23 protein-coding genes are annotated in these 23,864 nt (G+C 73.9%); 10 read left to right on the top strand and 13 right to left on the bottom strand.

Features of this window, described 5'->3' with window-relative positions; all coding sequences use genetic code 11:
- Positions 1-33: 33 nt before the first annotated feature.
- Positions 34-1,047, bottom strand: coding sequence for an AfsR/SARP family transcriptional regulator (locus F9B16_RS23760; protein ID WP_151542321.1), 1,014 nt, complete (start codon positions 1,045-1,047; stop codon positions 34-36).
- A gap of 192 nt (positions 1,048-1,239) precedes the next feature.
- Between F9B16_RS23760 and trxA the strand changes: the two genes are divergently transcribed.
- Positions 1,240-1,605: a thioredoxin gene (gene trxA, locus F9B16_RS23755; RefSeq protein WP_151542320.1), complete on the top strand. Its 366-nt coding sequence runs from the start codon at positions 1,240-1,242 to the stop codon at positions 1,603-1,605.
- A 120-nt stretch (positions 1,606-1,725) separates the two neighbouring features.
- Positions 1,726-3,225, top strand: a complete 1,500-nt coding sequence (locus tag F9B16_RS52840) for a serine/threonine-protein kinase (protein WP_225991893.1) — start codon at positions 1,726-1,728, stop codon at positions 3,223-3,225.
- 15 nt (positions 3,226-3,240) lie between these two features.
- Here F9B16_RS52840 and F9B16_RS23745 read toward each other — a convergent pair whose 3' ends face one another.
- The gene (locus tag F9B16_RS23745; RefSeq protein ID WP_151542319.1) at positions 3,241-3,726 is read right to left on the bottom strand and encodes a cupin domain-containing protein; all 486 of its coding nucleotides are present in this window, start codon (positions 3,724-3,726) and stop codon (positions 3,241-3,243) included.
- A 35-nt stretch (positions 3,727-3,761) separates the two neighbouring features.
- The gene (locus F9B16_RS23740; RefSeq protein ID WP_192808959.1) at positions 3,762-5,138 is read right to left on the bottom strand and encodes an NADP-dependent succinic semialdehyde dehydrogenase; all 1,377 of its coding nucleotides are present in this window, start codon (positions 5,136-5,138) and stop codon (positions 3,762-3,764) included.
- Positions 5,139-5,386: 248 nt separating this feature from the next.
- Here F9B16_RS23740 and F9B16_RS23735 point away from each other — a divergent pair, with 248 nt between their 5' ends.
- On the top strand, positions 5,387-6,658 hold the full coding sequence (locus F9B16_RS23735; RefSeq protein WP_151542317.1) for an MFS transporter: 1,272 nt from the start codon (positions 5,387-5,389) through the stop codon (positions 6,656-6,658).
- A gap of 21 nt (positions 6,659-6,679) precedes the next feature.
- On the opposite strand, the gene F9B16_RS23730 is transcribed toward F9B16_RS23735, so the two are convergent.
- Positions 6,680-7,669, bottom strand: coding sequence for a hypothetical protein (locus F9B16_RS23730; RefSeq protein ID WP_151542316.1), 990 nt, complete (start codon positions 7,667-7,669; stop codon positions 6,680-6,682).
- 53 nt (positions 7,670-7,722) lie between these two features.
- Positions 7,723-8,529 carry an acyl-CoA thioesterase gene (locus tag F9B16_RS23725; protein WP_151542315.1) on the bottom strand — a complete coding sequence of 269 codons (807 nt, stop codon included), beginning with the start codon at positions 8,527-8,529 and terminating at the stop codon, positions 7,723-7,725.
- A 220-nt stretch (positions 8,530-8,749) separates the two neighbouring features.
- On the opposite strand from F9B16_RS23725, the gene pgi reads away from it, so the two are divergent.
- Complete coding sequence (pgi, locus tag F9B16_RS23720) at positions 8,750-10,381, top strand: glucose-6-phosphate isomerase (RefSeq protein ID WP_151542314.1); 1,632 nt, start codon at positions 8,750-8,752, stop codon at positions 10,379-10,381.
- A 69-nt stretch (positions 10,382-10,450) separates the two neighbouring features.
- On the opposite strand, the gene F9B16_RS23715 is transcribed toward pgi, so the two are convergent.
- Positions 10,451-10,681: an EF-hand domain-containing protein gene (locus F9B16_RS23715; protein ID WP_151542313.1), complete on the bottom strand. Its 231-nt coding sequence runs from the start codon at positions 10,679-10,681 to the stop codon at positions 10,451-10,453.
- A gap of 49 nt (positions 10,682-10,730) precedes the next feature.
- On the opposite strand from F9B16_RS23715, the gene F9B16_RS23710 reads away from it, so the two are divergent.
- Positions 10,731-11,267 (top strand): hypothetical protein, encoded by a 537-nt coding sequence (locus tag F9B16_RS23710; RefSeq protein WP_151542312.1) that lies wholly within the window; start codon positions 10,731-10,733, stop codon positions 11,265-11,267.
- A gap of 36 nt (positions 11,268-11,303) precedes the next feature.
- Here F9B16_RS23710 and F9B16_RS23705 read toward each other — a convergent pair whose 3' ends face one another.
- The 5 genes from F9B16_RS23705 to F9B16_RS53660 all read right to left on the bottom strand — a co-directional run bounded on the left by F9B16_RS23705 (position 11,304) and on the right by F9B16_RS53660 (position 15,100).
- Positions 11,304-12,047, bottom strand: a complete 744-nt coding sequence (locus F9B16_RS23705; protein ID WP_151542311.1) for a sugar isomerase domain-containing protein — start codon at positions 12,045-12,047, stop codon at positions 11,304-11,306.
- Positions 12,040-12,477 carry a PTS sugar transporter subunit IIA gene (locus tag F9B16_RS23700; RefSeq protein WP_225991892.1) on the bottom strand — a complete coding sequence of 146 codons (438 nt, stop codon included), beginning with the start codon at positions 12,475-12,477 and terminating at the stop codon, positions 12,040-12,042. The genes F9B16_RS23705 and F9B16_RS23700 overlap by 8 nt, the downstream gene beginning before the upstream one ends.
- On the bottom strand, positions 12,474-12,776 hold the full coding sequence (locus tag F9B16_RS23695; RefSeq protein WP_192808958.1) for a PTS sugar transporter subunit IIB: 303 nt from the start codon (positions 12,774-12,776) through the stop codon (positions 12,474-12,476). Before F9B16_RS23695 ends, F9B16_RS23700 begins: the two co-directional genes overlap by 4 nt.
- 53 nt (positions 12,777-12,829) lie before the next feature.
- Entirely contained in the window at positions 12,830-14,263 is a 1,434-nt protein-coding gene (locus F9B16_RS23690; RefSeq protein ID WP_151542309.1) for a PTS ascorbate transporter subunit IIC, read from the bottom strand.
- Positions 14,264-14,368: 105 nt separating this feature from the next.
- Complete coding sequence (locus F9B16_RS53660) at positions 14,369-15,100, bottom strand: GntR family transcriptional regulator (protein WP_264159771.1); 732 nt, start codon at positions 15,098-15,100, stop codon at positions 14,369-14,371.
- Between the two features lie 186 nt (positions 15,101-15,286).
- Here F9B16_RS53660 and F9B16_RS23680 point away from each other — a divergent pair, with 186 nt between their 5' ends.
- Together F9B16_RS23680 and F9B16_RS51095 are read left to right on the top strand one after the other, a co-directional pair.
- Positions 15,287-16,654: a hypothetical protein gene (locus F9B16_RS23680; protein WP_151542308.1), complete on the top strand. Its 1,368-nt coding sequence runs from the start codon at positions 15,287-15,289 to the stop codon at positions 16,652-16,654.
- Positions 16,655-16,804: 150 nt separating this feature from the next.
- On the top strand, positions 16,805-16,954 hold the full coding sequence (locus F9B16_RS51095; RefSeq protein ID WP_192808957.1) for a hypothetical protein: 150 nt from the start codon (positions 16,805-16,807) through the stop codon (positions 16,952-16,954).
- On the opposite strand, the gene F9B16_RS23675 is transcribed toward F9B16_RS51095, so the two are convergent.
- Positions 16,932-17,327 (bottom strand): peptidase inhibitor family I36 protein, encoded by a 396-nt coding sequence (locus F9B16_RS23675; protein ID WP_151542307.1) that lies wholly within the window; start codon positions 17,325-17,327, stop codon positions 16,932-16,934. The two genes, F9B16_RS51095 and F9B16_RS23675, sit on opposite strands and share 23 nt — an antisense overlap.
- Before the next feature lie 280 nt (positions 17,328-17,607).
- Between F9B16_RS23675 and F9B16_RS23670 the strand changes: the two genes are divergently transcribed.
- From F9B16_RS23670 to F9B16_RS23660, 3 genes are read left to right on the top strand one after another with little or no spacing between them, the layout of a single operon-like run.
- Positions 17,608-18,579, top strand: coding sequence for an ABC transporter ATP-binding protein (locus tag F9B16_RS23670; protein WP_151542306.1), 972 nt, complete (start codon positions 17,608-17,610; stop codon positions 18,577-18,579).
- A complete protein-coding gene (locus F9B16_RS23665) occupies positions 18,576-19,949 on the top strand; it encodes an ABC transporter permease (protein ID WP_151542305.1) in 1,374 nt (457 codons plus the stop codon). The genes F9B16_RS23670 and F9B16_RS23665 overlap by 4 nt, the downstream gene beginning before the upstream one ends.
- Before the next feature lie 3 nt (positions 19,950-19,952).
- On the top strand, positions 19,953-22,748 hold the full coding sequence (locus F9B16_RS23660) for an alkaline phosphatase family protein (RefSeq protein WP_151542304.1): 2,796 nt from the start codon (positions 19,953-19,955) through the stop codon (positions 22,746-22,748).
- A gap of 82 nt (positions 22,749-22,830) precedes the next feature.
- On the opposite strand, the gene F9B16_RS23655 is transcribed toward F9B16_RS23660, so the two are convergent.
- Positions 22,831-23,781, bottom strand: a complete 951-nt coding sequence (locus F9B16_RS23655; protein WP_151542303.1) for an AraC family transcriptional regulator — start codon at positions 23,779-23,781, stop codon at positions 22,831-22,833.
- Positions 23,782-23,864: the final 83 nt, after the last annotated feature.

The raw sequence follows: 23,864 nt of genomic DNA, 5'->3' as shown, positions 1-23,864 counted from the left end.
GGCGCCCGGCCCACGTCCGGGCCGGGCGCCGCGTCAGCGTGCGTCCAGGGCGCGCAGCAGCTCGCCGGCCGCGTCGTCGAGCGCGGCGATGAGCCGGCGGCCGGCGAGGATGCTGTGGCACAGCGCGGCCCGCTCGGCGTCCGCCGCCGGCAGGTCCGCGTCCAGCGCCCGCATGAACCGCTCGAGGATCTCCGCCGGGCGCGCGGGCGGCGCGAGCGCCGGGTCGCCCGCGAGGATCGCCCGCTGCAGCTCCCGCAGGCCCGGGCCGGGGTCCAGGCCCGCCTCCTCGGCCAGCACGCGGCGCGCGTCGCCGAACGCGCGCAGCGCGTCCGCCCGCCGCCCGGACCGGTACAGCGCCGTCATCAGCCGCGCCCACAGCTCCTCGCGCAGCGGGTGCCGCGCCGTCAGCGCGGACAGCTCCGGCACGAGCGCCGCGTGCCGGCCGAGCCGCAGCTCCGCGTCGATCCGGTCGCGCAGCGCCCCGAACCGGGCCTCGGCGAGCCGCTGCGCCTCGGCCCGCACCAGCGGGACGTCCGGCACGCCCGCGTAGGCGTCCTCGCCGCGCCAGGCCACCGCCGCGTCGCGCAGCAGCCGGGCCGCGCGGGCGTCGTCGCCCTCCCGCGCCGCCGCGCCGCCCTCCCGGACGAGCCGCTCGAAGGCGTGCGCGTCCAGCTCGCCCGGCCGCACCCGCAGCAGGTAGCCCGGCCCCGTCCGCAGGATGCGGTCCGGGTCGCCGAGCGCGCGGCGCAGCCGGTGCACGTACGACTGGATGTTCTTCGTGGCCGACTTCGGGGGCTCCTCGCCCCACAGGCCGTCGACCAGCGTCTCCAGCGCCACGGGCCGGTTCGCGCCGCACAGCAGCGCCGCCAGCAGCCCGCGCGTCTTCGGGGTGCCGAGCGGGACGGGCCCGGCCGCGCCGCGCACCCGCAGCGCCCCGAGCACCTCGAAGCGGACGGCCGGCCGCGCCGCGCCCTCCGGGACGCCCGGTGCCCCCGTGGCGGTGATCCCCGCATCGCTCGCTCTTACCAGGACTCTTGTACCCGACATGAGCCGCCTTCCAGGACGGGATGAGCCTCGTCCCGGACCGTAATGAACACCGATTTCGTCTCGCTTACACGGCGCTCCGACAGGCCCGGACGGCCGTAATCGCCGGGCCGCCGCGCCCGCGCGCCCCGCGGGGAATCGCACCGCCCGGGCCGGTGTTGCCGTAGCCGTAAGGCCCCTGAGAGGAGAACGGTGATGGCAACGAAGGCCCTGACGCGCGAGACGTTCGACGAGACGGTCGGCGGCGACGGCATGGTGCTGGTCGACTTCTGGGCGTCCTGGTGCGGGCCGTGCCGCCAGTTCGCCCCGGTCTACGAGCGGGTGTCGGAGCGGCACCCCGACGTGGTGTTCACCAAGGTCGACACCGAGGCCGAGCAGGACCTCGCCGCGGCCTTCCAGATCAGCTCGATCCCGACGCTGATGGTCGTCCGGGACCGCGTGGTGCTGTACTCCCAGCCGGGCGCGCTGCCCGAGGAGGCCCTCGAGGACCTCATCGCGCAGGCCCGCGCCCTCGACATGGACGAGGTGCGGCGCGAGGCGGAGGCCCACAAGAGCGCCTGACCCGTTCCGGACCCGACCCGCGCGGGCCCGCCCATGGCCGCCATCGGACGCTTCGCGCCCGCGGCGGCCACAGGACGCCCGCGTTGTGCACCATGTGAGCAGGCGGCCGGGGGAGGCGACATGGTCAGGCGCGACGCGCCGCTCGGCCCGCTGGAGGCGGGCGACCCCGTCTCCACGGGGCCGTACACGCTCCTCGGCCGGCTCGGGTCGGGCTCCATGGGCCGCGTCTACCTGGGCCGTTCCGCGGCGGGGCGGCTCGTCGCGGTCAAGACGATCCGCGCCGAGCTGGCCCGCGAGGCCGACTTCCGCACCCGGTTCGCGCACGAGGCCGCGGCGGCCCGGCGGGTCAGCGGGGTCTACACCGCCTCGGTCGTGAACGCCGACCCGGACGCCGAGGTGCCCTGGCTGGCCACGGCGTACGTCCCGGCGCCCTCGCTGGAGCTGCTGGTCGCGGAGGCGGGGCCGCTGCCCGTCGCGGCGGTGCGGTGGCTGGCGGGCGGATGCGCGGAGGCGCTCGAGTCGATCCACGCGGCGGGCCTCGTCCACCGCGACCTCAAGCCGTCCAACGTGCTGGTGTGCGCCGACGGGCCGCGCGTCATCGACTTCGGGCTGGCGCACGCGCGGGAGCGGGCCCGGGTGACGCTCAGCCGCGTCGCGGTCGGCACCCCCGCGTTCATGGCGCCCGAGCAGGCGCAGGGGTCGCGGGTCGTGACGGCCGCGAGCGACGTCTACGCGCTCGGCGCGACCCTGCTGTACGCGGCGACCGGCCACGGCCCCTACCGGGGCGAGGGCGCGCTCGAGCTGATGGCGCAGCTCGCCACCCTGCCGCCCGACCTCTCCGGGCTCGCCGTCGAGCTGGAGACGCTGGTGCGCGGCTGCCTGGCGCGCGACCCGGCGCGGCGGCCGTCGCCCGGCGACGTGCTGGCGTCGGTGTCGGACTACCTGCGCCACGGGCGGGCCGAGCCGGGCCTGTCGGGGACGGCGCTGAACCTGGTCAGGGACTACGCCGAGGGGCCGCGGCTCCCGGTCGGCGAACCGGCCCCCGCCGGCCCCGCGCCGCGGCCGGAGGGCCCGGCGGCGGTCCCGGAGCGTCCGCCGGTGGTCATCGGAGGCGTGCGGGACGGCCGGTCGTCGGTCTCCTCCGCGCGGACGTTCTTCCGCGAGCCGCGCAACACGATCGCCTCGGTGAGCGCGATCGTGCTGATCGGCGTCGGCGCGCTGCTGGCCCGGACGTTCTGGTCGGGCGGCGGCTCGGCCGGGGCGGACCCCGCCGAGGGACGGCCCCCCGTCGGCCGGGCGGCGGAACCCCCGGCCCCGCTGGGCGGCGCCGGGGACCGTCCCACCGGGAATCCGAGGATCGTGGTCAACCAGCCGCAGGGCGACGGCGTGACGGTGTTCGTGGTCCACGGGACGGGCTGGCGGCCGGGGGACCAGGTCCAGGTGAGCCTGGACGCCTACGGCGCGCGTCCCGGCCCCGTCGTCGACCACATGGGCACCTTCAACTACGCGGTGAACCAGGCCCACGAGTTCGTCGCGGGACCGTTGCCGCTCGGCGTGCACACCTTCGCCGCCCGCACCGGCGGCGCCCCCGCCCGCACGACGTTCCGCGTCGTGCCCTGAGTCAGGAGCCGCGGCTCAGGAGCGGGCCTTGGTCCACTCGGGGCTGTCGAGGAAGTGGTTGTCGAACCGTTCCTGCGACTCCAGCAGCTCCTCCAGCGTCGCCTCGCCCCTGCCGAGCCGGCCGAGCAGCCGGAAGTACTCGAACCGCTCGACGCCCGGCGTGATGACGATCAGCAGGTCCGCGGTGCTGCCGGGCGGGGCGGCGAACGCGTGCGCCATCCCCGGCGGCACGACGACGAGGTCGCCCTCGCCGGCCTCCAGGACCTGCTCGCCGGCCAGGATCTGCGCGGTGCCGCCCAGCATGTAGAACAGCTCCGTGGACCCGGCGTGGTAGTGCGGCGTCGCGCCGTTCCCGCCCTCGGCCAGCGTCACCCGCTGCGTGCTGAGCGCGCCGCCGGTGCTGCTGGAGTCCGCGAGCAGCCGCACCGCCGCGGGCACGTCCCCGATGGTCTCGGCCTCGTCCCCGCGTACCACGACCGCGCCCGGCTCGATCTGCGTCATCGCGCCACCTCCGCGGCCAGCCTAGCCCTCGACGATCAAGCCGCCCACACGGTCTTGGCGTTGCAGAACGCGTGCATGCCCTGCGAGGACAGCTCCCGCCCGTACCCGGACCGCTTGACGCCGCCGAACGGCAGCTCCGGATACGACGTGGTCATCCCGTTCACGAAGACCTGCCCCGCGTCCAGCTCGCGGACGAACAGCTCCCGCTCGGCCGGGTCGCGCGTCCAGGCGTTGGACCCGAGGCCGAAGCCGGTGGCGTTGGCCAGCGCGATCGCCTCGTCCGCCCCGTCGACGCGGAACAGCGACGCCACCGGCCCGAAGACCTCCTCGTGGAACATCCGCATGTCCCGCGTCACCCCGCCGATCACCGTGGGCGGGTAGTACCAGCCGGGGCGGTCCGGGCGCTCGCCGCCGCACAGGACGGCCGCCCCCTTGCCGACCGCGTCCGCTACCAGCTCCTCGACGTCGGCGCGGCCCTGCTCGCTGACCAGGGGGCCGACGTCGGTGTCCTCGTCCATCGGGTCGCCGACCTTCAGGGCCCGCATGTTCTCCACGAACAGCCGCTCGAACTCGTCGGCGCAGCCGCCGTCGACGATGAACCGCTTGGCGGAGATGCAGCTCTGCCCGTTGTTCAGGCACCGGGAGGTGGCCGCCGCCTCCGCGGCCGCCGCGATGTCGGCCGACGGCATCACGACGAACGGGTCGCTGCCGCCGAGCTCCAGCACCGTCGGCTTGATCTCGTCGCCGGCGATCGCGGCGACGGACCGCCCCGCCGGTTCGCTGCCGGTCAGCGTGGCCGCCTTGACCCGCGGGTCGCGCAGCACCCGCTCGACCTTCGCCGACCCGATCAGCAGGGTCTGGAACGCGCCCTCGGGGAACCCGGCGCGGCGGAACAGGTCCTCCAGGAACAGCGCCGTCTGCGGGACGTTCGAGGAGTGCTTGAGCAGGCCCACGTTGCCAGCCATCAGCCCGGGCGCGGCGAACCGGATCACCTGCCAGAGCGGGAAGTTCCACGGCATCACCGCCAGCACCGGCCCGAGCGGCTGGTAGTGGACGTAGGCGTCGCGGGCGCCCACGGCCTCGGGATCGGCGGGGCGGTCGGCGAGGAACTCCGCGGCGTGCTCGGCGTAGTACCGGCACGCCTTCGCGCACTTCTGTGCCTCCGCGATCGCGGCCTTGAGGGTCTTGCCCATCTCGGTGGTGAGCATCGCGCCGATCTGCCCGGCCTCGTCGTCCAGGATCCGGGCGGCGGCGTTCATCCACTCCGCCCGCCGCCCGAGGTCGGTCGTGCGGTACGCGGCGAACGTCTCGGCGGCCCGTCCGATGCGCCGGTCGACCTCCTCGTCGGCCAGCTCGTCGAAGGTCTTCTCCACGTGCCCGGTCGCGGGGTTCGTGGTGGCGATCGTGGTCATGTCCGGATGCTCCCTGGGTGTCCGCGTGTCCCCCGGGACGTGCCCGTGCGCCCTCCCGGGAAACACGGCGCCCGGGCGGCCGCGCCGCGCCGGAACCCCCGTGCGGCGGGGGCTGCGGGCCAGTGTCCGTTTCCTGGTGCTGAGCTGGGCAAACGTGACATGCCTCATACACTTCTCTTGACCGGAACGTTCCACGGAACCGGTGGCGTTTAACCCCCTTTGACACTGCCTTTGAAGGGGAGAGGACCTTGGCGATCCCGGTGATGCTGCGCTCGATGCGCCATCACAACTACCGGCTGTGGGCCACCGCGGACTTCGTCTCGATCACCGGGACGTGGATGCAGGTCCTGGCGATGAACTGGCTCATCCTGTCCATCACCCACTCGGCCACCAGCGTCGGGCTCGGCCTGGTCCTGCAGGCGCTGCCGACCATGCTGCTCGGCCCGTGGGGCGGCGTGATCGCCGACCGGCTCCCCGCCCGCTACGTCGTCGCCGCCGGGCAGATCGCGCAGGCCGCGCTGTCGACCGTGCTCGCGGTGATCGCCGCTGGCGACCCGTCCGGCACCGGCGGCCTGTACGCGATCTCGCTGGCGTCCGGCATGGTCACCGCGATGACCTCGCCCGCGCTCGGCCGGTTCGGCGCCGAGGTCGTCGGCCCCGAGGACCTGTCCAACGGCCTGGCGCTCGGCTCGGTGCTGAGCTCCGGCGGCCGGATCCTCGGCATGAGCCTCGCCGGCGTGATCATCCCGCTGGCGGGCGTGCCCGGCGCGTTCGCCGCGAACGCGGTGAGCTTCCTCGGCGTGCTGCTGGCCATCGCGCTGATGCGCACGAAGGAGCTGCACGTGCTGCCGCCCGCGAAGCCGGGCGAGCGCGGCATCGTGGCCGGGTTCCGGTACGTCCTCGGCAACCCCCGGCTGCTGATCATGTTCGGGCTCGCCTTCGCGCTCGGCAGCCTCGGCCGCAACTACCAGGTGACGATGGCGGCGATGAGCGAGGGGCCGCTGCACGGCGGCGCCGGCGGCTACGGCGCCCTGTCGGTGCTCTTCGCCGTCGGGACCGTCCTCGGCGGCGTGTACGCCGCGTCCCGCACCCGGCTCCCGCTCCGGCTGCTGCTGATCACCGCGACGATCTGCTCCGCCGGCCAGCTGCTCAGCGGCTTCGCGCCGTCCCTGCCGCTGTTCGGCGCCGCGATGCTGCCGATCGCGGCCGGCGCCGTCGTCCTGGACACCACCGTCGCCACCCGCGTCCAGCTGGACAGCCCCGGCCACCTGCGCGGCCGCGTCATCGCCGCGCAGGGCATGGTCGGCGCCGCGTCCGGCGCGGTCGGCGGCCCCGCGCTCGGCGCGCTCTGCGACACCCTCGGGCCCCGCACCGCGCTCATGCTGGCCGGGACCGTCTGCCTGGCGGTCGCGCTCGCCGCCGCCTACGGCTTCGCCCGCGTCCGCCGCACCCGTCCGGCCACCGCCGCGACCGTCCCCGCCGCCGAGCCGTTCCCCGGCCTGGTCGCGGCCGAGGCCTGACCGGCCCGGCCGCCGGCCCGGTCACGGCGCCGCAGCCAGCCGGGCGCGCACGCCGGCGGCGGCGCGGAGCACGGCCTCCCATTCGGCGGGCGAGGCGTCGACCGGACGGTGCGCGGTGAAGAGCGGGTTCAGCTCGACCCGCCGCTCCCCGGCGACCTCGCGGGCGAAGTCGAGCATCCGCCGCGCCGGGTCGTCGCCGCGCCGCGCGCCGAGCGTGGCGACGACCTCGTCCAAGGCGGCGGCGAGGTCCGCGCCGGGAGCGGTGACCGCCCCGCCGCAGCGGGCGAGCTGCTCCTCGTAGCGGTCCTCCCAGAACTCCACGCGCCATCCCGGCCACAGCCCGCCGAGCGCGGGCACCAGGCCCTTGCAGGACCCCTGGATCCAGACGCCCGCCGTCCGTGCGCCGGTGTCCACGTGCAGGCCGCCGGACGGGATCTCCGGCAGGTCCAGCCGGGGGAGCCCCCCGGCGGGCAGCCGGTCCAGCAGGGCGGGGCCCTGCCAGGCGGTGTGCACGTACCACCCGAGCGGGTAGGCGACGCACCCCTCCGGCGTCCGGACGGTGAGGAGGTGGACCTCCCCGTCGAGGTCGGTGTCGGTCTCCGCCGGCAGGAGCCGCTCCTCCTCGTCGGGGGCGCGGACGGCCGACCGGTCGAGGCCGGCCGCCGCGGCGAGGTCGCCGATGCCGTCGTAGGCCCAGCGGACCGTCCAGCCCGGCCACATCGGCTCCAGCAGCGCCAGGAAGGCCCGCTTGCACGGCAGTTCCAGCATCAGCTGGTCGCCGTAGAACACCAGCCGCCGGGTCGTTCGGTCGACAACGGCACCGCCCTCGGCCCAGGCGTCGTTCATCCAGTCGCGCTCCGGGTCGTCGCAGCGGTGCTGCGCGGCGATGAACCGGGCGGCCGGGCCCGGGCCCGCGGCCAGGGCCGAGCACACCACGTCGGCTCCCCAGTGGGAGTAGTGCAGGCGTATGCCGCCGTTGTCGATCAGGACGAAGTTGGCGCGGGCACCCATGTGCGGTGACGGTACCGGCCACCGGCGTCGGTTTCCGGTGGTTTTCGCGGTGGTCAGCCGGTGGCGGGGCGGAGAAGGGCCTCCTGGGCGATGGACGCGACGAGCGTGCCGTCCGCCGTGTGGAGCGTTCCGCGCGCGAGGCCCCGCGCGCCGTGGTTCGTCACCGGCTCCACCGAGTAGAGCAGCCACTGGTCCACGCGCGGCGGACGGTGGAACCACATCGCGTGGTCCAGCGTGACGGCCGTGACGAGCCGCTTCGGGGAGCCGGGCGCGCGGGCGCTGCTCACCACCCCCATGTCGGACAGGTAGGCCAGCAGGCACGCGTGCAGCGCCGGGTCGTCGCCGACCGGCCGGTCCGCGCGGATCCAGAACGGGTGCGGCATCGGGAACTCGCCCTCGCCCGGCGGGTTAACCACGCGGATCTCGAACCCGATCGGATGCTTGAAGAACCCCGGCAGCGTCGGCTCCGGCAGACCCTCCGGAGCCGGCGTCCCGGACGGGCCGGGCGGCTGCCAGTCGAAGCCGTCCTCCGGGTCGTGGAACGAGGCGATCAGCTCCAGGATCGGCTTGCCGCCCTGGCTCGCGGTGACGTGCCGGGTGGAGAACGAGCGCCCGTCGCGGGTGCGGGCCACCTCGAACCGCAGCGGCTCCTCCGGGGCGCCCGGACGGATGAAGTAGGCGTGCAGCGAGTGCGGCGGCCGCCCGTCCGCGGTGCGGCAGGCGGCCCGCAGCGCCTGCCCGGCGACCTGGCCGCCGAACAGCCGGGGCCGTCCCACCGACGGGGAGTCCGCCACGAAGACGTCGCCGCCGAGCGCCGTCAGCTCGAACAGCCGCGCCATGTCCCGCGGGGCGTCGCCCATGAACCCTCCCCATGAACCGGTCCGGAGCCCGTCGGGCCGCGTACGGCGCCGACCTTATCCGCGCGGCCGGACGTATCGGTCATCCGGGTGGGAACACTCCGCGGTTGGGGAGAGCGGTGCGAGCGCCGCGCGCCGCCGACCTATGATCGCCGTGGGGGACGGCGGAGCGCCCGGGGGCCGTCGGCGCTCGCCCGGTCCCGCCGAGGAGATGAGAGAGGCAATGGCTGATATCACCGAGGCGCCCGAGTGGACGGCGCTGGCCGAGCACCAGGCGGCGCTGGCGGGCCGGAACCTGCGCGAGTTGTTCGCCGAGGACCCGGGGCGCGTCGAGCGCATGACCGTGACCGCCGGGGACCTCTGCCTGGACTACTCCAAGCACCGGGCGACCGCCGAGACGCTGGGGCTGCTCGTGGCGCTGGCGGAGCGGGCCGGGCTGCGCGACCGGATCGCGGCGATGTTCTCCGGGGAGCACATCAACGTCAGCGAGGACCGCGCCGTCCTGCACACCGCGCTGCGGCTGCCGCCGGGGGAGGCGCTGACGGTGGACGGCCAGGACGTCGCCGCCGACGTGCACGCCGTCCTGGACAGGATGTCCCGGTTCGCCGAACGCGTCCGCTCGGGGGAGTGGACCGGGTTCACCGGCAAGCGGATCACCACCGTCGTCAACATCGGCATCGGCGGCTCCGACCTCGGCCCCGCGATGGCCTACGAGGCGCTGCACGACTACGTGGACGCGGGGATCTCCTGCCGGTTCGTCTCCAACATCGACCCGGCCGACATCGTCGGCAAGCTCGCTGGGCTCGACGCCGAGCAGACGCTGTTCGTCATCAGCTCCAAGACGTTCGGCACCCTGGAGACCCTCACCAACGCCAAGGTCGCGCGGCAGTGGCTGATCGACGCCCTCGGCGACGGCAAGGCCGTCTCCCGGCACTTCGTCGCGGTGTCGACCAACGCCGAGCGCGTCGCGGACTTCGGCATCGACACCGACAACATGTTCGGGTTCTGGGACTGGGTCGGCGGCCGGTACTCCTTCGACGGCGCGATCGGCCTGTCGCTGATGATCGCGATCGGCGGCGAGGCGTTCCGGGAGATGCTGGCCGGCTTCCGCGTGATCGACGAGCACTTCCGCACCGCGCCGTTCGAGGCGAACATGCCGGTGCTGATGGGCCTGCTCGGCGTCTGGTACACCGACTTCTTCGGCGCGCAGACCCGCGCGGTGCTGCCCTACAGCCAGCGGCTGTCGCGCTTCCCCGCCTACCTCCAGCAGCTGACGATGGAGTCCAACGGCAAGTCGGTGCGGGCCGACGGCGCGCCGGTCGTGGCGCAGACCGGCGAGATCTTCTGGGGCGAGCCCGGCACCAACGGCCAGCACGCCTTCTACCAGCTGCTGCACCAGGGCACCCGGCTGGTCCCGGCCGACTTCATCGGGTTCGCCGAGCCGTTCGAGGACCGGGCGGGCATGCACGACCTGCTCACCGCGAACCTGCTCGCGCAGACGTCCGCGCTGGCGTTCGGCAAGACCGCCGACGAGATCGCCGCCGAGGGGACGCCCGCCGCGGTCGTGCCGCACAAGGTGATGCCGGGCAACCGGCCGACCAGCACGATCCTGGTCCCGAAGCTGACCCCGAAGACGCTCGGCGAGCTGGTCGCCCTCTACGAGCACATCGTGTTCGTCGAGGGGTCGATCTGGGGCATCGACTCCTTCGACCAGTGGGGCGTCGAGCTCGGCAAGGTGATGGCGCAGGACCTCGCGCCGGCGCTCACCTCCGAAGAGCCGCCTACGGACGCGCCCGACGCGTCCACCGCGGCGCTCGTCCGCAGGTACCGCGAGATGCGCGGCCGCCGGGTCTGACCGGCGCGAACGGAACGGGCCCGCCGGTACGCCCGGCGGGCCCGTTCCGTTTCCGTTCGCGGTCCGGGGTCAGGCCCAGCCCTGCTCCTCCAGGATGGCCCGGTACTCGGCGTAGGAGATGAACCCGTCGAGGTTGGCGTCGGCCTTCTCGAACCGGTCCTGCGTCTCCGCGCGCGTCCACGCGAGCCCGAGGTGCTCCAGGACGAGCGTGAACTCCATCAGGTCGAGCCGCTCGTCCTTGCCGAGGTCCGCCCTGGTGAACACGGCGAGAAGATCGTCCTCGGTCGGCCTGGTGGTCATCTCGCTCCTCTGAACTGGTCCGATATGCCCCGCATCATAGACTCCGGGCATGCGCCGATCGAGCAGCACCGTGGTCGTCGTGGCGGGGGAGCGGGCCGGGGACGTGGTCGCCGGGCTGGACGGGCTGCACAACGTCCGCGCCCTCGTCCGCGGCGACGCCCCGCACGCCGAGTTCGCCGCGCTGGTGGGCCGCGCCGGCGGCACCTACGTGGTGCACGACGACGACCCGCTCGCCGCCGTCCGGGACGCCTGGACCGCCTTCTTCGACGGGGTGTCCGCGCCCGGCCCGCTGGAGGTCGCCGTCGAGGAGGCCCTCGCCGCGCTGCGCGCGGACCGCGTCCAGCTCCCCGACTACTACGTCGTCCTCGACCCCGAGGAGCTGCCCGAGACGGTGCGGCACTGGTGGCTGGGCGTGCTGGCCGGCGCCGCGCCCGCCCGCGTCGTCCCGGCGCCGTCCTCGCCGCCGCGGGTCGCCGCCGAGCTCGGACGGCTGTCGCCCGGCCGCTGGTGGCCGGACGACCTGGCGTCCTGGCTGCAGGAGCTGCCTCGCACCGTCCCCGACCGCGCCGGCCTCCCCGCGGGCTAGCCGGCAGCGCGGGCGCCGCCCCTCACGCGCCGCCGGTCACTGGCCGCCGGTCAGTTCGGGGACGCGGTGCCGGTACCGCTCGATGAGCGCGGTGTTCCGCTCGTCGCCGCCCGGCACGTTCGCGCTCGTCCACCGGGGCGCCTCCACGCCGCGCGCGGCGGCGAGGTCGTCCAGGTCGGCGAGGATCCGCGACCACGCGTAGGCGGCGAGGATCGTGGAGACCGCGGCGGTCCGCGGCGCCTCCGGCGGGTGCAGGACGTCCCCGGGCGGCACCCGGGTGTCCACCACGATCGCGGCGTGGTCGGCGAGCACGGTCGCGGCCCGGGCGGCGGCGCCGCTCGCGGCACGGGCCGAGGTCACCGCGACCACCGGGACGTCCCGGGCCGCGCACTCCTCGGCGATCTCGACCGGGTACGGGTTGCTGCCGCTGGTGGAGAACACCACCGCGACGTCCGGAGGGGCGGGCGCGGCCTCCTTGACGACGGCCCGGCCGACGCCGGTGCGCCGTTCGGCGCGGGTGCTGCGGACGGCGTCGTCCAGCGGGAGCACGTCCGGCGCCCAGATCGGGCGGACCGCGGCGAGCCCGCCGGCCCGGTAGAACGTCTCGCACACCATCACCAGCGAATGCCCGGCCCCGGCGACGTGCACGATCCCGCCCGCCTGGACCGCGTCGAGGAGCAGCGCCGCCGCCGCGCCGATCGCCTCGCCGGAGGCGGCGTCGAGGTCGTCGAGCAGGGCCCGCACCCGGCCGGGGAGCCGCTGCCGCGCGGCGTCAGGCATCGGGCACGGCCTCCTTGAGGACGCCGGCGAGATCCTCGCGGCCGGGCGCGGCGCGCAGCCGGTCGGCCAGGCCGCCCGACAGCGACCGGGCCAGCGCGGAGAGCGTGCCGACGTGCGCGTCCGGGTCCGGCGTGCAGAACGCCAGCAGCAGGTCGACCGGGTCGTTGTCGGGATGCCCGAACTCCACCGGCGCGGCCAGCCGGGTCACGCCGACGCCGACGGCCAGCCCCCCGTCCTCGGGACGGGCGTGGACGAGCGCGAGGCCCTTGGCCAGCACGATGTACGGGCCGTGCTCCTCGACGACCCGCTCGCACGCCGCCGGGTAGCCGTCGCCCGCGGCGCCCGCGTCGACCAGCGCGGAGGCCGCCTCCCGGACGGCCTCGCGCCAGTCCCGCGCGGCGACGTCGTCGTTCGCGGCGATGACGGTCACGGCATCCACCCCTGCTCGGTCAGCCGCTCCTTCAGCTGCGCGGCCAGGCCGTCCTTGTCGAGGAAGTCGCTGATCGTGATGACGACGGGCGCGAGGTCGGCGATCTCGCCGGTGTGCATGCCCTGCCCGATCACCACGTCCGGGGACATGCCCCGCGCGGACGACACGTCGGTGTTCTCGACCCGGGCGTCCACGCCGAGCGCGCCGAGCGCGTCCTCGGCGGTCATCTTCAGCATCAGGCTGGAGCCCATCCCGACCCCGCATACCGCGAGGACCTCCAGCCGCCTGTCCAGTGCCATCTCGGTTCCCTCCGTTGTGGGTCGTTCACGCCTTCGCGGTCAGGCCTTCACGGTCAGGCCTTGGCGGTCGCCGCGTCGGCGGGCGCGGTCTCTGCCTCGACGGCCGCGCGGCGCCGGTCGGCGCGGCCGAGCAGCACCAGGGTGACCACGGTCGCGGCGAGCGCCACGACCGGCACGAGCCAGACCGAGCCCTTGCCGACGACCGGGTCCGTGGCCTTGAGCAGCCAGCCGATCGCGTACCAGTCGGGGTCGGCGAGCGTGGACAGCTCCGGCGCCGTCCGCTCGTACAGGCCCCAGGTGAAGCCCTGCCCGACCGCGAGGACCAGGCCGGAGATCACGCCGCCGAGGACGGCGCCGCGCCAGCCCGCCACGACGTTGCCGAAAAGCCCGGCCGCGCCGCCGACGAAGAACAGCATGATCATGGGCGGGGCGAGGGTGAACCAGCCGGCCGCCGCGGAGACCGCGAGGCAGGCCAGGAACACCACCGTGGACGTCACGAACCCGAGCATGACCGCGGTCGGCGCGACGGGGAAGACGGTCGGCGCGTCCAGCGCGGGCCGGGTGCCCGGGATGACCCGGTCGCTGAACCCCTTGAACGCCGGGACGATCTCGCCGAGGAACATCCGGACCCCGTACAGCAGGATCGCGATGCCGCCCGCGAACCGCAGCCCGACCAGCAGCCCCCACACCCATGGGGACAGCTTGTCGTCCATCTCGGCGGCCGCCCTGGTCACCACGCCGTGGTCGGCGAACGCGACCCCCAGCAGCATGATCACCGAGATGATCAGCGCGGTGCTGATGTTCACGTCCTTGAAGAACGACAGCTGCCGGGGCAGCGTCAGCTTCTCGGTGTCGTGCTTGTCGCGGCTGCCGAGCGGCCGGGCGGCGTAGCCGGTGATGAGGCAGGCCAGGGAGCTGGTGTGCGCGTACCCGAAGCGGTCGTCCGGCATGACGCGGCGCATCAGCGGCCGCATCCACAGCGGCTGCAGCGTCCAGTACGCGGCGACGAACCCGGCCCCGCACAGCACGAGCGTGAGCTGGTTCGCGCCCGGTGCGATCGTGACGAGCGACGCGACGGTGACCGTGCTGATCCAGAACATCAGGTGGCCGGTCAGGTACAGGTACCGGGCGGCGGGAAAGAGCCGCACGATGAGCACGTGCGCGAGGAACGCCACCGTGATCACGAGCGCGATCGTCCCGCCCTGCTTCGACAGGAAGTCGGTGAGCGAGTGGTCGGCCTTCGGCGGCGTCGTGCCCATCGCGCTCGCCAGCACCGTCTGGAAGCTGGCGAGCCCGCCGGTGAACACGTCGACGCCGATGAAAAGGATCACCACGCCGATCGTGGCGCGCAGCGCGCCCGCGACGACGTCCTCCGCCCGCTTGCGCTGCAGGATCAGCCCGGCGAGCGTGATGAGCCCGATCAGGATCGGGACCTGGCCGAAGACGTTGTTCGCCAGGAACGTGAGGATGTCCTTGATGACGCCCATGGTGAAGTCGCCTCACTTCTCAGGGTGGAACGTGCGCTGCGGCCCCCGCCAGCGCTGATGGACGGTCGTGCCCCGGCCGCGTTCGCAGGCGCGCCGGGGGAGCGGTCAGTGGGACGGGGGGCGGAGGTCGAGTTCGAGGCGGTACCGGTCGCCCCGGTAGAGGGACCGGACGTACTCCAGCGGCCGGCCGTCCTCGTCCCGCGTCACCCGCTCGAACAGGAACGCCGGCGTGTGCACCGGAACTCCCAGCTCGGCGGCCTCCTCCAGGGTGGTGACGGTCGGCTCGATCGTCTCGGTGCCCGACGCGATCACGATGCCGGCGCCGCGCAGCAGGTCGTAGAACGACCGGCCCTCCAGGACGTCCCGGCGCAGCCCGGGCATCAGCGCCCGGGGCAGGTAGAGCGTCTCGATCGCCATCGTGGCGCCGTCCGCCAGCCGCAGCCGCCGAATGGTAAACACCTCTTCGGTCGGCGGGAGGGCCAGCCGCCTGCCGATCCGCGCCCCCGCGGTCTCCGTGCGGAACGACAGCACGCGGCCGCCCGGCTTCATCCCCCGCCGGATCATGTCCTCGGTGAAGGAGGTCATGGTGAGCGGCACCGCGATCCGCGGTTCGGCCACGTAGGTGCCGCTTCCGTGCCGCCGTTCGAGCAGCCCTTCGGCGACGAGGCCGTCCACGGCCTGCCGTAACGTGGGCCGGGAGACGCCGAGGTCCTCGACCAGCCGGCGTTCGGACGGCAGCGCGTCACCGGGCTCCAGGTCCTCGAGCATGGCGAGCAGCTCGCGGCGGACCGCCTGCCGCTTCGTGTTCCCGCTACGGCCCTCACCGCCAGTCCGCACGTCTGCACCCTTCCATGGAACCGATCTCGTCGTCGCACACGCTACGTCCGATCATGGCGACTGGTCAATACCACTTTGTCGATGTTTGCCATGGCGGCGGGCGCGGCCCCGGCCTACCGTCACCGAAGATCGTCCTGACACCGGCCGAGCGCCGCGCCCGGGCGGCGCGGCGGGGGAGGCGGCGATATGAAGCGGCGCGTTCGTGCGGGCCTGGCGCTCGCGGTCCCGCTCGTCCTGTCCGTTCCGGCGGGCGCGGCGGCGGCCGGGGCGGGCACCGGCCCGCCGGGCGACCGGCCCGGCTGGCGCCTCGTCGCCGCGGAGACCTTCGACCGGCGGCTGGACGACACGCGGGTGCCGTGGAGGCCCGACGACGACGGGCCTGGCAGCCCGTACGACGTCGACATGTACGACAACGACGGCGCGTACTTCGCCACGGTGGGCGGCCCGGCGTTCCGGACGCAGCTCGCCAAGGTCCGCACGTACCGCAAGTCCTTCGCGTTCGGCCGGCGGGGCTGGCTCACCGCGGAACTGGCCGCCCGGGACCGCGACGGCGACGGCCGTCCCGACGGTGCGCCGACCCTCACGTCCGGTCACGGCGTGGCGAACCTCGACGAACCCGACTACCGCGGCGGCGTCGTCATCCGCTCGACGCGCGACCTGCCTTCCGAGTACCGCGTCGAGATGACGCTGCGCGGCCTCGACTTCGGCGGCGAGCGCAATGGCTCATGGGACTATCCCGACGGCCGGATCAACGGCTATGCGCCGGGAGGCTGCAAGACCGTCTTCCCGTGGGCGTCGGGCGGCGACTTCTCCAGGCCCGAATGCCAATGGGCCGACGCCCGCACCGACTCCAACGGCTTCTACTACATGTCGATCATGGATTACCGGCGGGTCGCGCCGCACAACAACATCTTCGTCCACGGCCACCGCAAGGTCGCTATGGACGGCTACAACAGGTACAAGTACACAGGCTCCGGGCTCAAATACTGCAACCCCGCCACCAGGCAGTACGAGCCGTACTCCGCCGGGACCGGAAACGGCGTCAACGCCATTTTCATGACCGACGACCGCCGGTATCCGTCCATGCCCGGCACCGAGTACCTGATGCAGAGCGAATGCGGCTTCGTCAAAGGCGGCGCGATCGTGTCGACGGTCGACCTGCGGCCGGAACTGCTGCCGCACAACCCGTACACCTTCGCGATCGAGCGGCGGAACGGGGCCTACACGATGGAGATGTCGGGCGTCTTCGCGCACGTGGGCCGGGCGACGTTCCGGTACACCCGGAAGTTCGTCCAGGACGGCGAGCCGATCTGGCACTACAACCAGAGGTCCGACGCCTACGACGGCCGCTACGACGCCGACTGGACCTGGAAGGGGCCCGGCGGCACCCTCGTCGACCGCGGTACCTGGCCCGCCGGCTCCGCCTATCCGGACCGGTTCATGATCGGCGACCCGCACATGAACTTCTACGAGGGCACGGCGAAGGTCGACGACATCCGCCTCTACACGCCGGAGAACCGTTCGGCCGTCCCGAGCGCAACGCCCGCCGGGTGAGCCTCTACCAACCGGATGCCCGGCGGGGCCGCCGACCTGCCGAGACCAAGTCGCGGAACAGGTGTTCTGCGGCATTCCTCCGGCGTTCACTCCGCGGCCGGGATCCGCTCCTACCGTGGGCCGTGCCGTCTCCGGAGGGAGAGGATCCCGATGCCGCGTCCCCGCCGGCTCCTCGCCGTGGTCGCCGCCGCCGGACTCGCCGGCCTGGCGATCGGATACTGGGCTCCGGGCCCCGAGGGGGCCGCGACGGCCCTCGCGTCGGTCCGGGCCGCCCGGTTCAGCAGGGCTTCAACGAGCTGATCTTGTAACCGAACTCGGTGGTGTTCCCCTTGGAGCCCACCAGCGGCTCGCGCGCGGCGGCGCGCTTGTCGCCCTTGTAATGGGCGTGCTCGTAGAGGCACCAGCGGCGCCCCGTGCGGTTCCACGCCGACAGGACGTGGTCGTTGAGCCCGCCCTCCAGCTCGCTGAGATCCCGCGCCTTGTGCGCGAAGGACAGGCGGGCTCCGCCGCCGTTCCTGTCGTGCCAGATGCACATCCGGCCGCGCGGGCAGGCGTCGTAGCCCGCCACCGACGGCGCCGCCACCGACGTCGACGCCGACGCCGTCACGACCGGCGCCCCCGCCACCAGCGCCGACGCCATGAGGACCAGTCCGGCCCGAGTTCCGACTCGCACACCCGCCGCCTTACGGCCACCCGATCATGACCCTGGAGAACGACTCGGTCACGGATCGTAGCTCGCCGGCCTGCCGGGCCACCGCCCGCGCCGCCACGGGTGAGACAGGTGTGGCCGGGGCGTGACGCCGGTCGCGCGCACGGGGCCCGGGCGCGGTCGCTGTTCGCACGGAGCGGCCCCGGGGGGTTCGCGATCATTCGCCCTCCGTTCGGCTGCGCGCCCCGTCGGCGCCACCCGCGATCTCTAAGTTCCTGCGGCGGCGTCTAAGACGGGAACCGACATGGGCAGAAGCAGGGCCGTCCGGGCTCGCGGCATCACGAAGTCGTTCGGCGAGGTGGTCGCGCTCGACGACGTCGATCTGGAGGTCGAGGCCGGGCAGGTGCACGGCCTGGTGGGCCCGAACGGCGCCGGCAAGACGACGCTGCTCGGCCTGCTGCTCGGCCTGGCGGTCGCGGACCGCGGCCGCCTGGAGATCCTCGGGACGCAGGTCGGCCGGACGCTCGCCGTCCCCGACGGCGTCGCGGGCTTCGTGGACGGGCCCGGCCTCTACCCCTCGCTCACCGCGCGGCAGAACCTCACCGCCCTCGCGAGGCTGCGCGGGCACGACTCCGCCGGCGGTGTCGGCGAGGCACTGGAGCAGGTGGGGCTCACCGACGTCGCGGACGACCGGGTGCGGGGCTTCTCGCTCGGGATGCGGCAGCGGCTCGGGCTGGCCGCCGCGCTGCTCACCCGGCCGCGGCTGCTCGTCATCGACGAGCCCGCCAACGGCCTCGACCCTGCGGGCAAGCGGCACGTGCACCGGGTCATCACCGGGCTCGCCGCGGACGGTGCCGCCGTCGTCATGTCCAGCCACCGGATGGACGACCTCGCCGCCCTCTGCCCGGAGGTCACGATCCTCTCGACCGGGCGGGTCGTGTTCTCGGGCCCGGTGAGCAAGCTCGCCGCCGAGGTCGGCGACCTCGACCACCGGCTGCGGACCTCCGACCCGGCGGCGGCCCGCGAGGTGGCGGAGGGGACGCCCGGCCTGCGGATCGTCCGCGGCCCGGGCGACGGCGCGGACGCCGGCGTGCTCGTCGTCCGCGGGCCGGTGGAGGCCCTCGACGACCTGGTGGTGCGGCTGGTCGGAGCCGGTGTCGCGGTGCGCGGGCTGGCGCCCGTGGTCCCGCCGCTGGAGGCCGCCTTCCTGGCGCTGACCGGGATCGGGACCGAGCCCGGGACCGGGCCCGGCGAGACCGAGGAGGACCCCCGATGACCGCCACCGCTGCCCCCGCCGGGCCCGCCGCTGACGAGGCCCGTCCCGCGCCGCTGCCGCGCGGCTACCGCTTCGAGCTGGTCAAGCTGCTGTCCCAGTGGCGGATCCGGCTGGTGCTCGCGGTGTGCTGGATCGGTCCAGCCGCGTTCGTGGCCGCGGTGAGCCTGCAGACCTCGCTCCCGGCCGACACGGTCTTCGGCCGCTGGATGCACGCGTCCGGCTGGGCGGGGTCGCTGGTGGTGCTGGGCTTCTCGTGCAGCTGGGCGCTGCCGCTGCTGACGTCGCTCGTCGCGGGCGACGTGTTCGCCGCCGAGGACCGGCTCGGCACCTGGCGCCACCTGCTCGTCGCGGTCCGCTCCCCGCGCCGGATCTTCGTGGCGAAGGCCCTCGCGAGCCTCACCGTGATCCTGGCGATGACCGCCGGGCTGGCCGCCTCGGGCATCGCCGGGGGGCTGGCCGCCGTCGGCGGCCACCCGCTCGCCGGCCTCGACGGCCACATGCTGTCCTCGGCGGACGCGGCCACGACGGTGCTGATCGCGTGGTGCTGCGCGCTCGCGCCGACGCTGGCGTTCGCGGCGGTCGGGCTGCTCGGCTCGGTGGCCCTCGGCCGCTCGCCGATGGGGCTGCTGATGCCCGCGCTCCTCGCCGTCGGGCTGCAGCTCGCGCAAATGCTCCCGCTGCCGGTCGCCGTGCGGATGGCCCTCCCCAGCGAGGCGTTCCTCGCCTGGCGCGGCTTGTTCACCGACCCCGCGCAGACCCGCCCGCTGCTCATCGGCGTCGCGGTCGGCCTTGTGTGGGCGGCCGCCGCGACCGCGCTGGCCTACCGGCTGTTCATGCGCCGCGACTTCACCGACCTGGCCTACGACGGGTCGGGGCGCCGCGTCACCGTGAGCGGGGTGCTGCCGCTGGCCGGCCTCACCGTCCTCACCGTCGCGGTGATCGCCTGGACGACCCCGGCGCACGGATCGGGGATCGAGCGGGTGAAGCTCGAGCGGTCCCTCGCCACCTCGTACGCGCACCTCTACCGGCTGCAGACCCGCGAGCTGCACCGTCCCGCCGTCACCGAGGCGCAGCTGAGGGCCACCGCGTCCTGCGACAAGGGCGGCGACCGCGTCGCCGACGAGGGGCCCGGCAACGACTGGCGGTGCGTCGTGACGTGGCACCTGCCCGGCGTGGCGTCCGCGGGCACCGCCATCTACCAGCTCGACGTCACCGCGGACGGGCGGTACGTCGCCGACGGCGACGGTCCGAAGGAGGTGAACGGCTACTTCCAGGTGCGCACCTCGAGCGGGGATGCGCCCAACCCCCTGTGGCAGTTCGACGGCGACGTCGATCTGCTCGCAAGCCCCGCCAGTGCTCAGAAGGGTTAGTCCATGCACGTCACACGTCAACGCCGGAGCCCCGCGGAGAACCGCTCCGGGGTGTTCCGGCGGCTCGGCGGCCGCCGGGTCCGGATCGTCGCGGCCGGTACGGCCGCGCTGGCCATCGCGGCGAGCGGAGGTGTCGCCTACGCGTCGACGCACGCGTTCGGCACCCACAAGGTCGGCGACACGACCGGCCTCGGCACGCTGCTCGCCAGCGACCAGTTCAACAAGCCGCTCGGCGACCGGCTGCTCGTCGACAACGGGAAGCTGCTGTCCTCGACGGTCAGCCCGGACGGCCGGTACCTCGCGGCCCTGACCACCGACCGGTCGATCGCCCTGACGATCGTCGACCTGAAGGACTACAAGGTCCTCCAGCAGGCGGGCACCGCCGCCGACGCGGACCTGAAGATCAGCAACAACAACGTCGGGCAGGAGGGGCCGACCTACTCCCCGGACGGCAGGACCCTCTGGATGCCGCAGGTCAACGGCTTCGACCGGTTCCCGGTGAACGCCGACGGCACCGTCGGCGCCCCGACGTTCGTCACGATCCCGAACGACGGCTCGAAGCACCCGCTGCCCGCCCAGGCGGTGTTCTCCGCCGACGGCGCCACCCTGTACACCGCCGTCAACGGCCAGAACCGCGTCGTCGCGCTGGACCCGGCCACGGGGACGATCAAGCAGAGCTGGACCGTCGGGAACGCTCCACGCGACCTCGCCCTGGTCGGCGGCAAGCTCTACGTCAGCAACGAGGGCGGGCGTCCCGCGAAGGACGGCGACCAGACGCTCAACTCCTACGGCACCCAGGTCCCCGCCGACCCGAAGACGGGCGCCGTCACCACCGGGACGGTCAGCGTCATCGACCTGGGCGGCTCGGGCGGCTCGGTCAAGTCGATCGACGTGGGGCTGCACCCGACCGCGCTGCACGCCGCGAACGGGGTGCTGTTCGTCGCCAACACCGGCAGCGACACCGTCTCCGTCGTCGACACCTCGAAGGACGCCGTCGTCCAGACCATCACGACCCAGCCCTGGCCCGGGGCCAAGGTCGGGTACGAGCCCGACGGCGTCACCCTCACCGCCGACGGCCGGCTGCTGGTCACCCTCGGCCGCGCCAACGCCCTCGCCGTCTACCGGTACAAGAGCCCCAAGGAGCCGGTCGGGTACGTCGGCCTGCTGCCGACGGACTACTTCCCGGAGAACGTGACGACCGTCGGCGGGCAGGTGGTCGTCACCAACCTGCGCGGCATCGGCGAGCGCGGCCCCACCCGCACCATCGACAAGGGCGCCGGCACGTCGCCGGCGACCGGCCACAACACCCACGACTCGACCGGCTCCCTGCTGCGGTTCAAGCTGCCGGACGACCGCATCGTCCGGGCCTACACCGCCAGGGTGTTCCAGCAGAACGGCTGGGACGCCGCGTCGCTGATCGGGCTGCGCACCGGCGGCCGGGCGAAGGCCGTGCCGGTCCCGGTCCGGCTCGGCGACCCGTCGACCATCAAGCACGTCTTCCTGCTCGTCAAGGAGAACCGCTCCTACGACCAGGTGTTCGGCGACGACAAGCGCGGCAACGGCGACCCGTCGCTCGCGCAGTTCGGCGAGAACGCGACGCCGAACCAGCACGCGCTGGCCCGCCAGTTCGGGCTGTACGACAACGCCTACGACGTCGGCACCAACTCCGCTGAGGGCCACAACTGGCTCATGCAGTCCGACAACCCGGAGTACACCGAGTCGGGCGCCGGCCTGTACACGCGCAGCTACGACACCGAGGACGACGCGCTCGGCCACCAGCGGTCCGGCACGCTGTGGAGCGGCGTCCAGGCGGCGGGCGGCAGCGTGAAGAACTACGGCGAGTTCCTGCAGTTCGAGACCAAGCCGTCCGGCGCGACCTGGCAGCAGTTCTACTGCGACGCGAGGACGATGGCGGACACCGGCCAGAACACGGCCATCAAGACCGACTCGTCGTCGCCGATCCCGTCGCTGAACGACGTGACGGCGCACGACTACCCGAAGTTCGACACCAACATCCCCGACATCTACCGGTACGAGATCTGGAAGCGCCACTTCGACGCCGAGGGCCCGGCCTCCCTCAACATGTTCTGGCTCTCCAGCGACCACACCGGCGGCGCGCCCAACCCGATCGCGCAGGTCGCCGACAACGACCTCGCGGTGGGCCGGATCGTCGACCACATCTCGCACAGCAAGTACTGGAAGGACAGCGCGATCTTCGTCATCGAGGACGACACCCAGGACGGGGTCGACCACGTCGACGGAGCGCGCGGACCGGTGCAGGTCATCAGCCCCTACGCCAACCACGGCAAGGTCGACAGCCACTACTACTCGCAGATCACGGTGGTCCGCACCATCGAGCAGATCCTCGGGGTCCGCCCGATGAACCAGAAGGACAGCGCGGCCACCCCGATGTACACCGCGTTCACCGGGCGGCCCGACTACACGCCGTTCACCGCCGTGCAGAACCGCGTCCCGCTGACCTACGGGCTCAAGACGCCCCCGGCCTGCGGCGACGACCCCGTCCCGACGGCGAAGGCGTCGCTGGCCCCGGCGCAGTCGCCGACCCCGGCGGTACCGGCGGGGGAGAAGGGCGTCGCGAACCTGTGGGACGCGTGGAACCGGCAGCAGCACCAGAACGACCAGAACCCGATGCCGGACCGCGCCAACCCCGACCAGATGGACCACTACACGTGGTACCTGACCCACGGGTTCACCAAGCCGTACCCGGGTGAGAAGAAGATCCTCACCCCGGCGGAGGTGCCCGGCCGCTACCTGCCGTCGCCGGACGCCGACGGCTGACCCGGACAGAACGCGCAGCACAGGCGGCCCGCCGGGGGACTCCCGGCGGGCCGCCGCGCGTCAGGCGGTGGTGGCGGGTGCGTCAGGCGGTGGTGGCGGTGGCGGCGCCCGAGCGGTACTCCTGCGGGCTCATCCCGTGCTCCCGCTTGAACGCGGTGCTGAGCGCGAACGCGGTGCCGTAGCCGACCTGCCGCGCGACGGCGTCGAGCGTGGCGTCGCTCTCGCGCAGCAGGTCGGCGGCCTGCGCCAGCCGGACCCCGGTCAGGTACGCCATCGGCGGCTCGCCGACGAGCTTGCCGAACCGCTGCGCGAGCGCGGCCCGGGAGACGCCGACCTTCGCGGCGAGGTCCGCGACCGTCCAGGGATGCGCGAGATCGTCGTGCAGCAGCCGCAGCGCGGGCCCGACGACCGGGTCGCCGTGCGCCCGGTACCAGCCGGGCTGCTCGGCCTCCGGGCGGGAGAACCAGGCGCGCAGCGTCTGGATCAGCAGCAGGTCCAGCAGCCGGTCGAGCACGACCTCCTGGCCCGGCTCGTCCTTGACGATCTCCTCGTCGAGCAGCCCGACCAGCGGCGACCGCCAGGTGTCGCCGCGCACGACCGCGAGCGGCGGCAGCGCGGCCAGCAGCCGCTGCGTGACGGCGCCGCGCGTCTCGTAGGTGCCGACGAGCATCACCGCCCGGCCGCCCGGGTCCGTCCCCCAGGCGCGCACGCCCAGGTCCATCGCCTCCGACAGGCTCGTCCCGTCCGGGGTGGTGCAGCGCTGGCCCGGGTGGATGACGATCTGCGGTTCGGTGGACGGGTCGTCCGCGACGACGTACGGGTCCGGGCCGCGGCAGATCACCAGGTCGCCGGCCCGGACGTGCACGGGCGCGCCCTTGTCGGGGATCACCCACGCCTCGTCGCGGACCACGGCCACCAGCGTCAGCGGTGCCTCGTCCTGGATCCGCATCGACCACGGCGGGTTCAGCATCGAGCGGATCATGAACGCTCCGTGCGCGCGGGGTCCGTCGAGGAGGTCGGTGAGGGCGTCCATGCGATCAGCGTAAAGGCGTGGACGCTCGCGTATGGAGTCCGGCTTCTCAACGATGTTGGACGAGAGGCCCCGGCGGTTGACTC

The sequence above is a fragment of the Actinomadura montaniterrae genome, from assembly GCF_008923365.1.
GTDB lineage: Bacteria > Actinomycetota > Actinomycetes > Streptosporangiales > Streptosporangiaceae > Spirillospora > Spirillospora montaniterrae.
The sequence above is the reverse complement of the archived record's forward strand: the minus strand, read 5'-3'. Positions and strand labels throughout refer to the sequence as shown.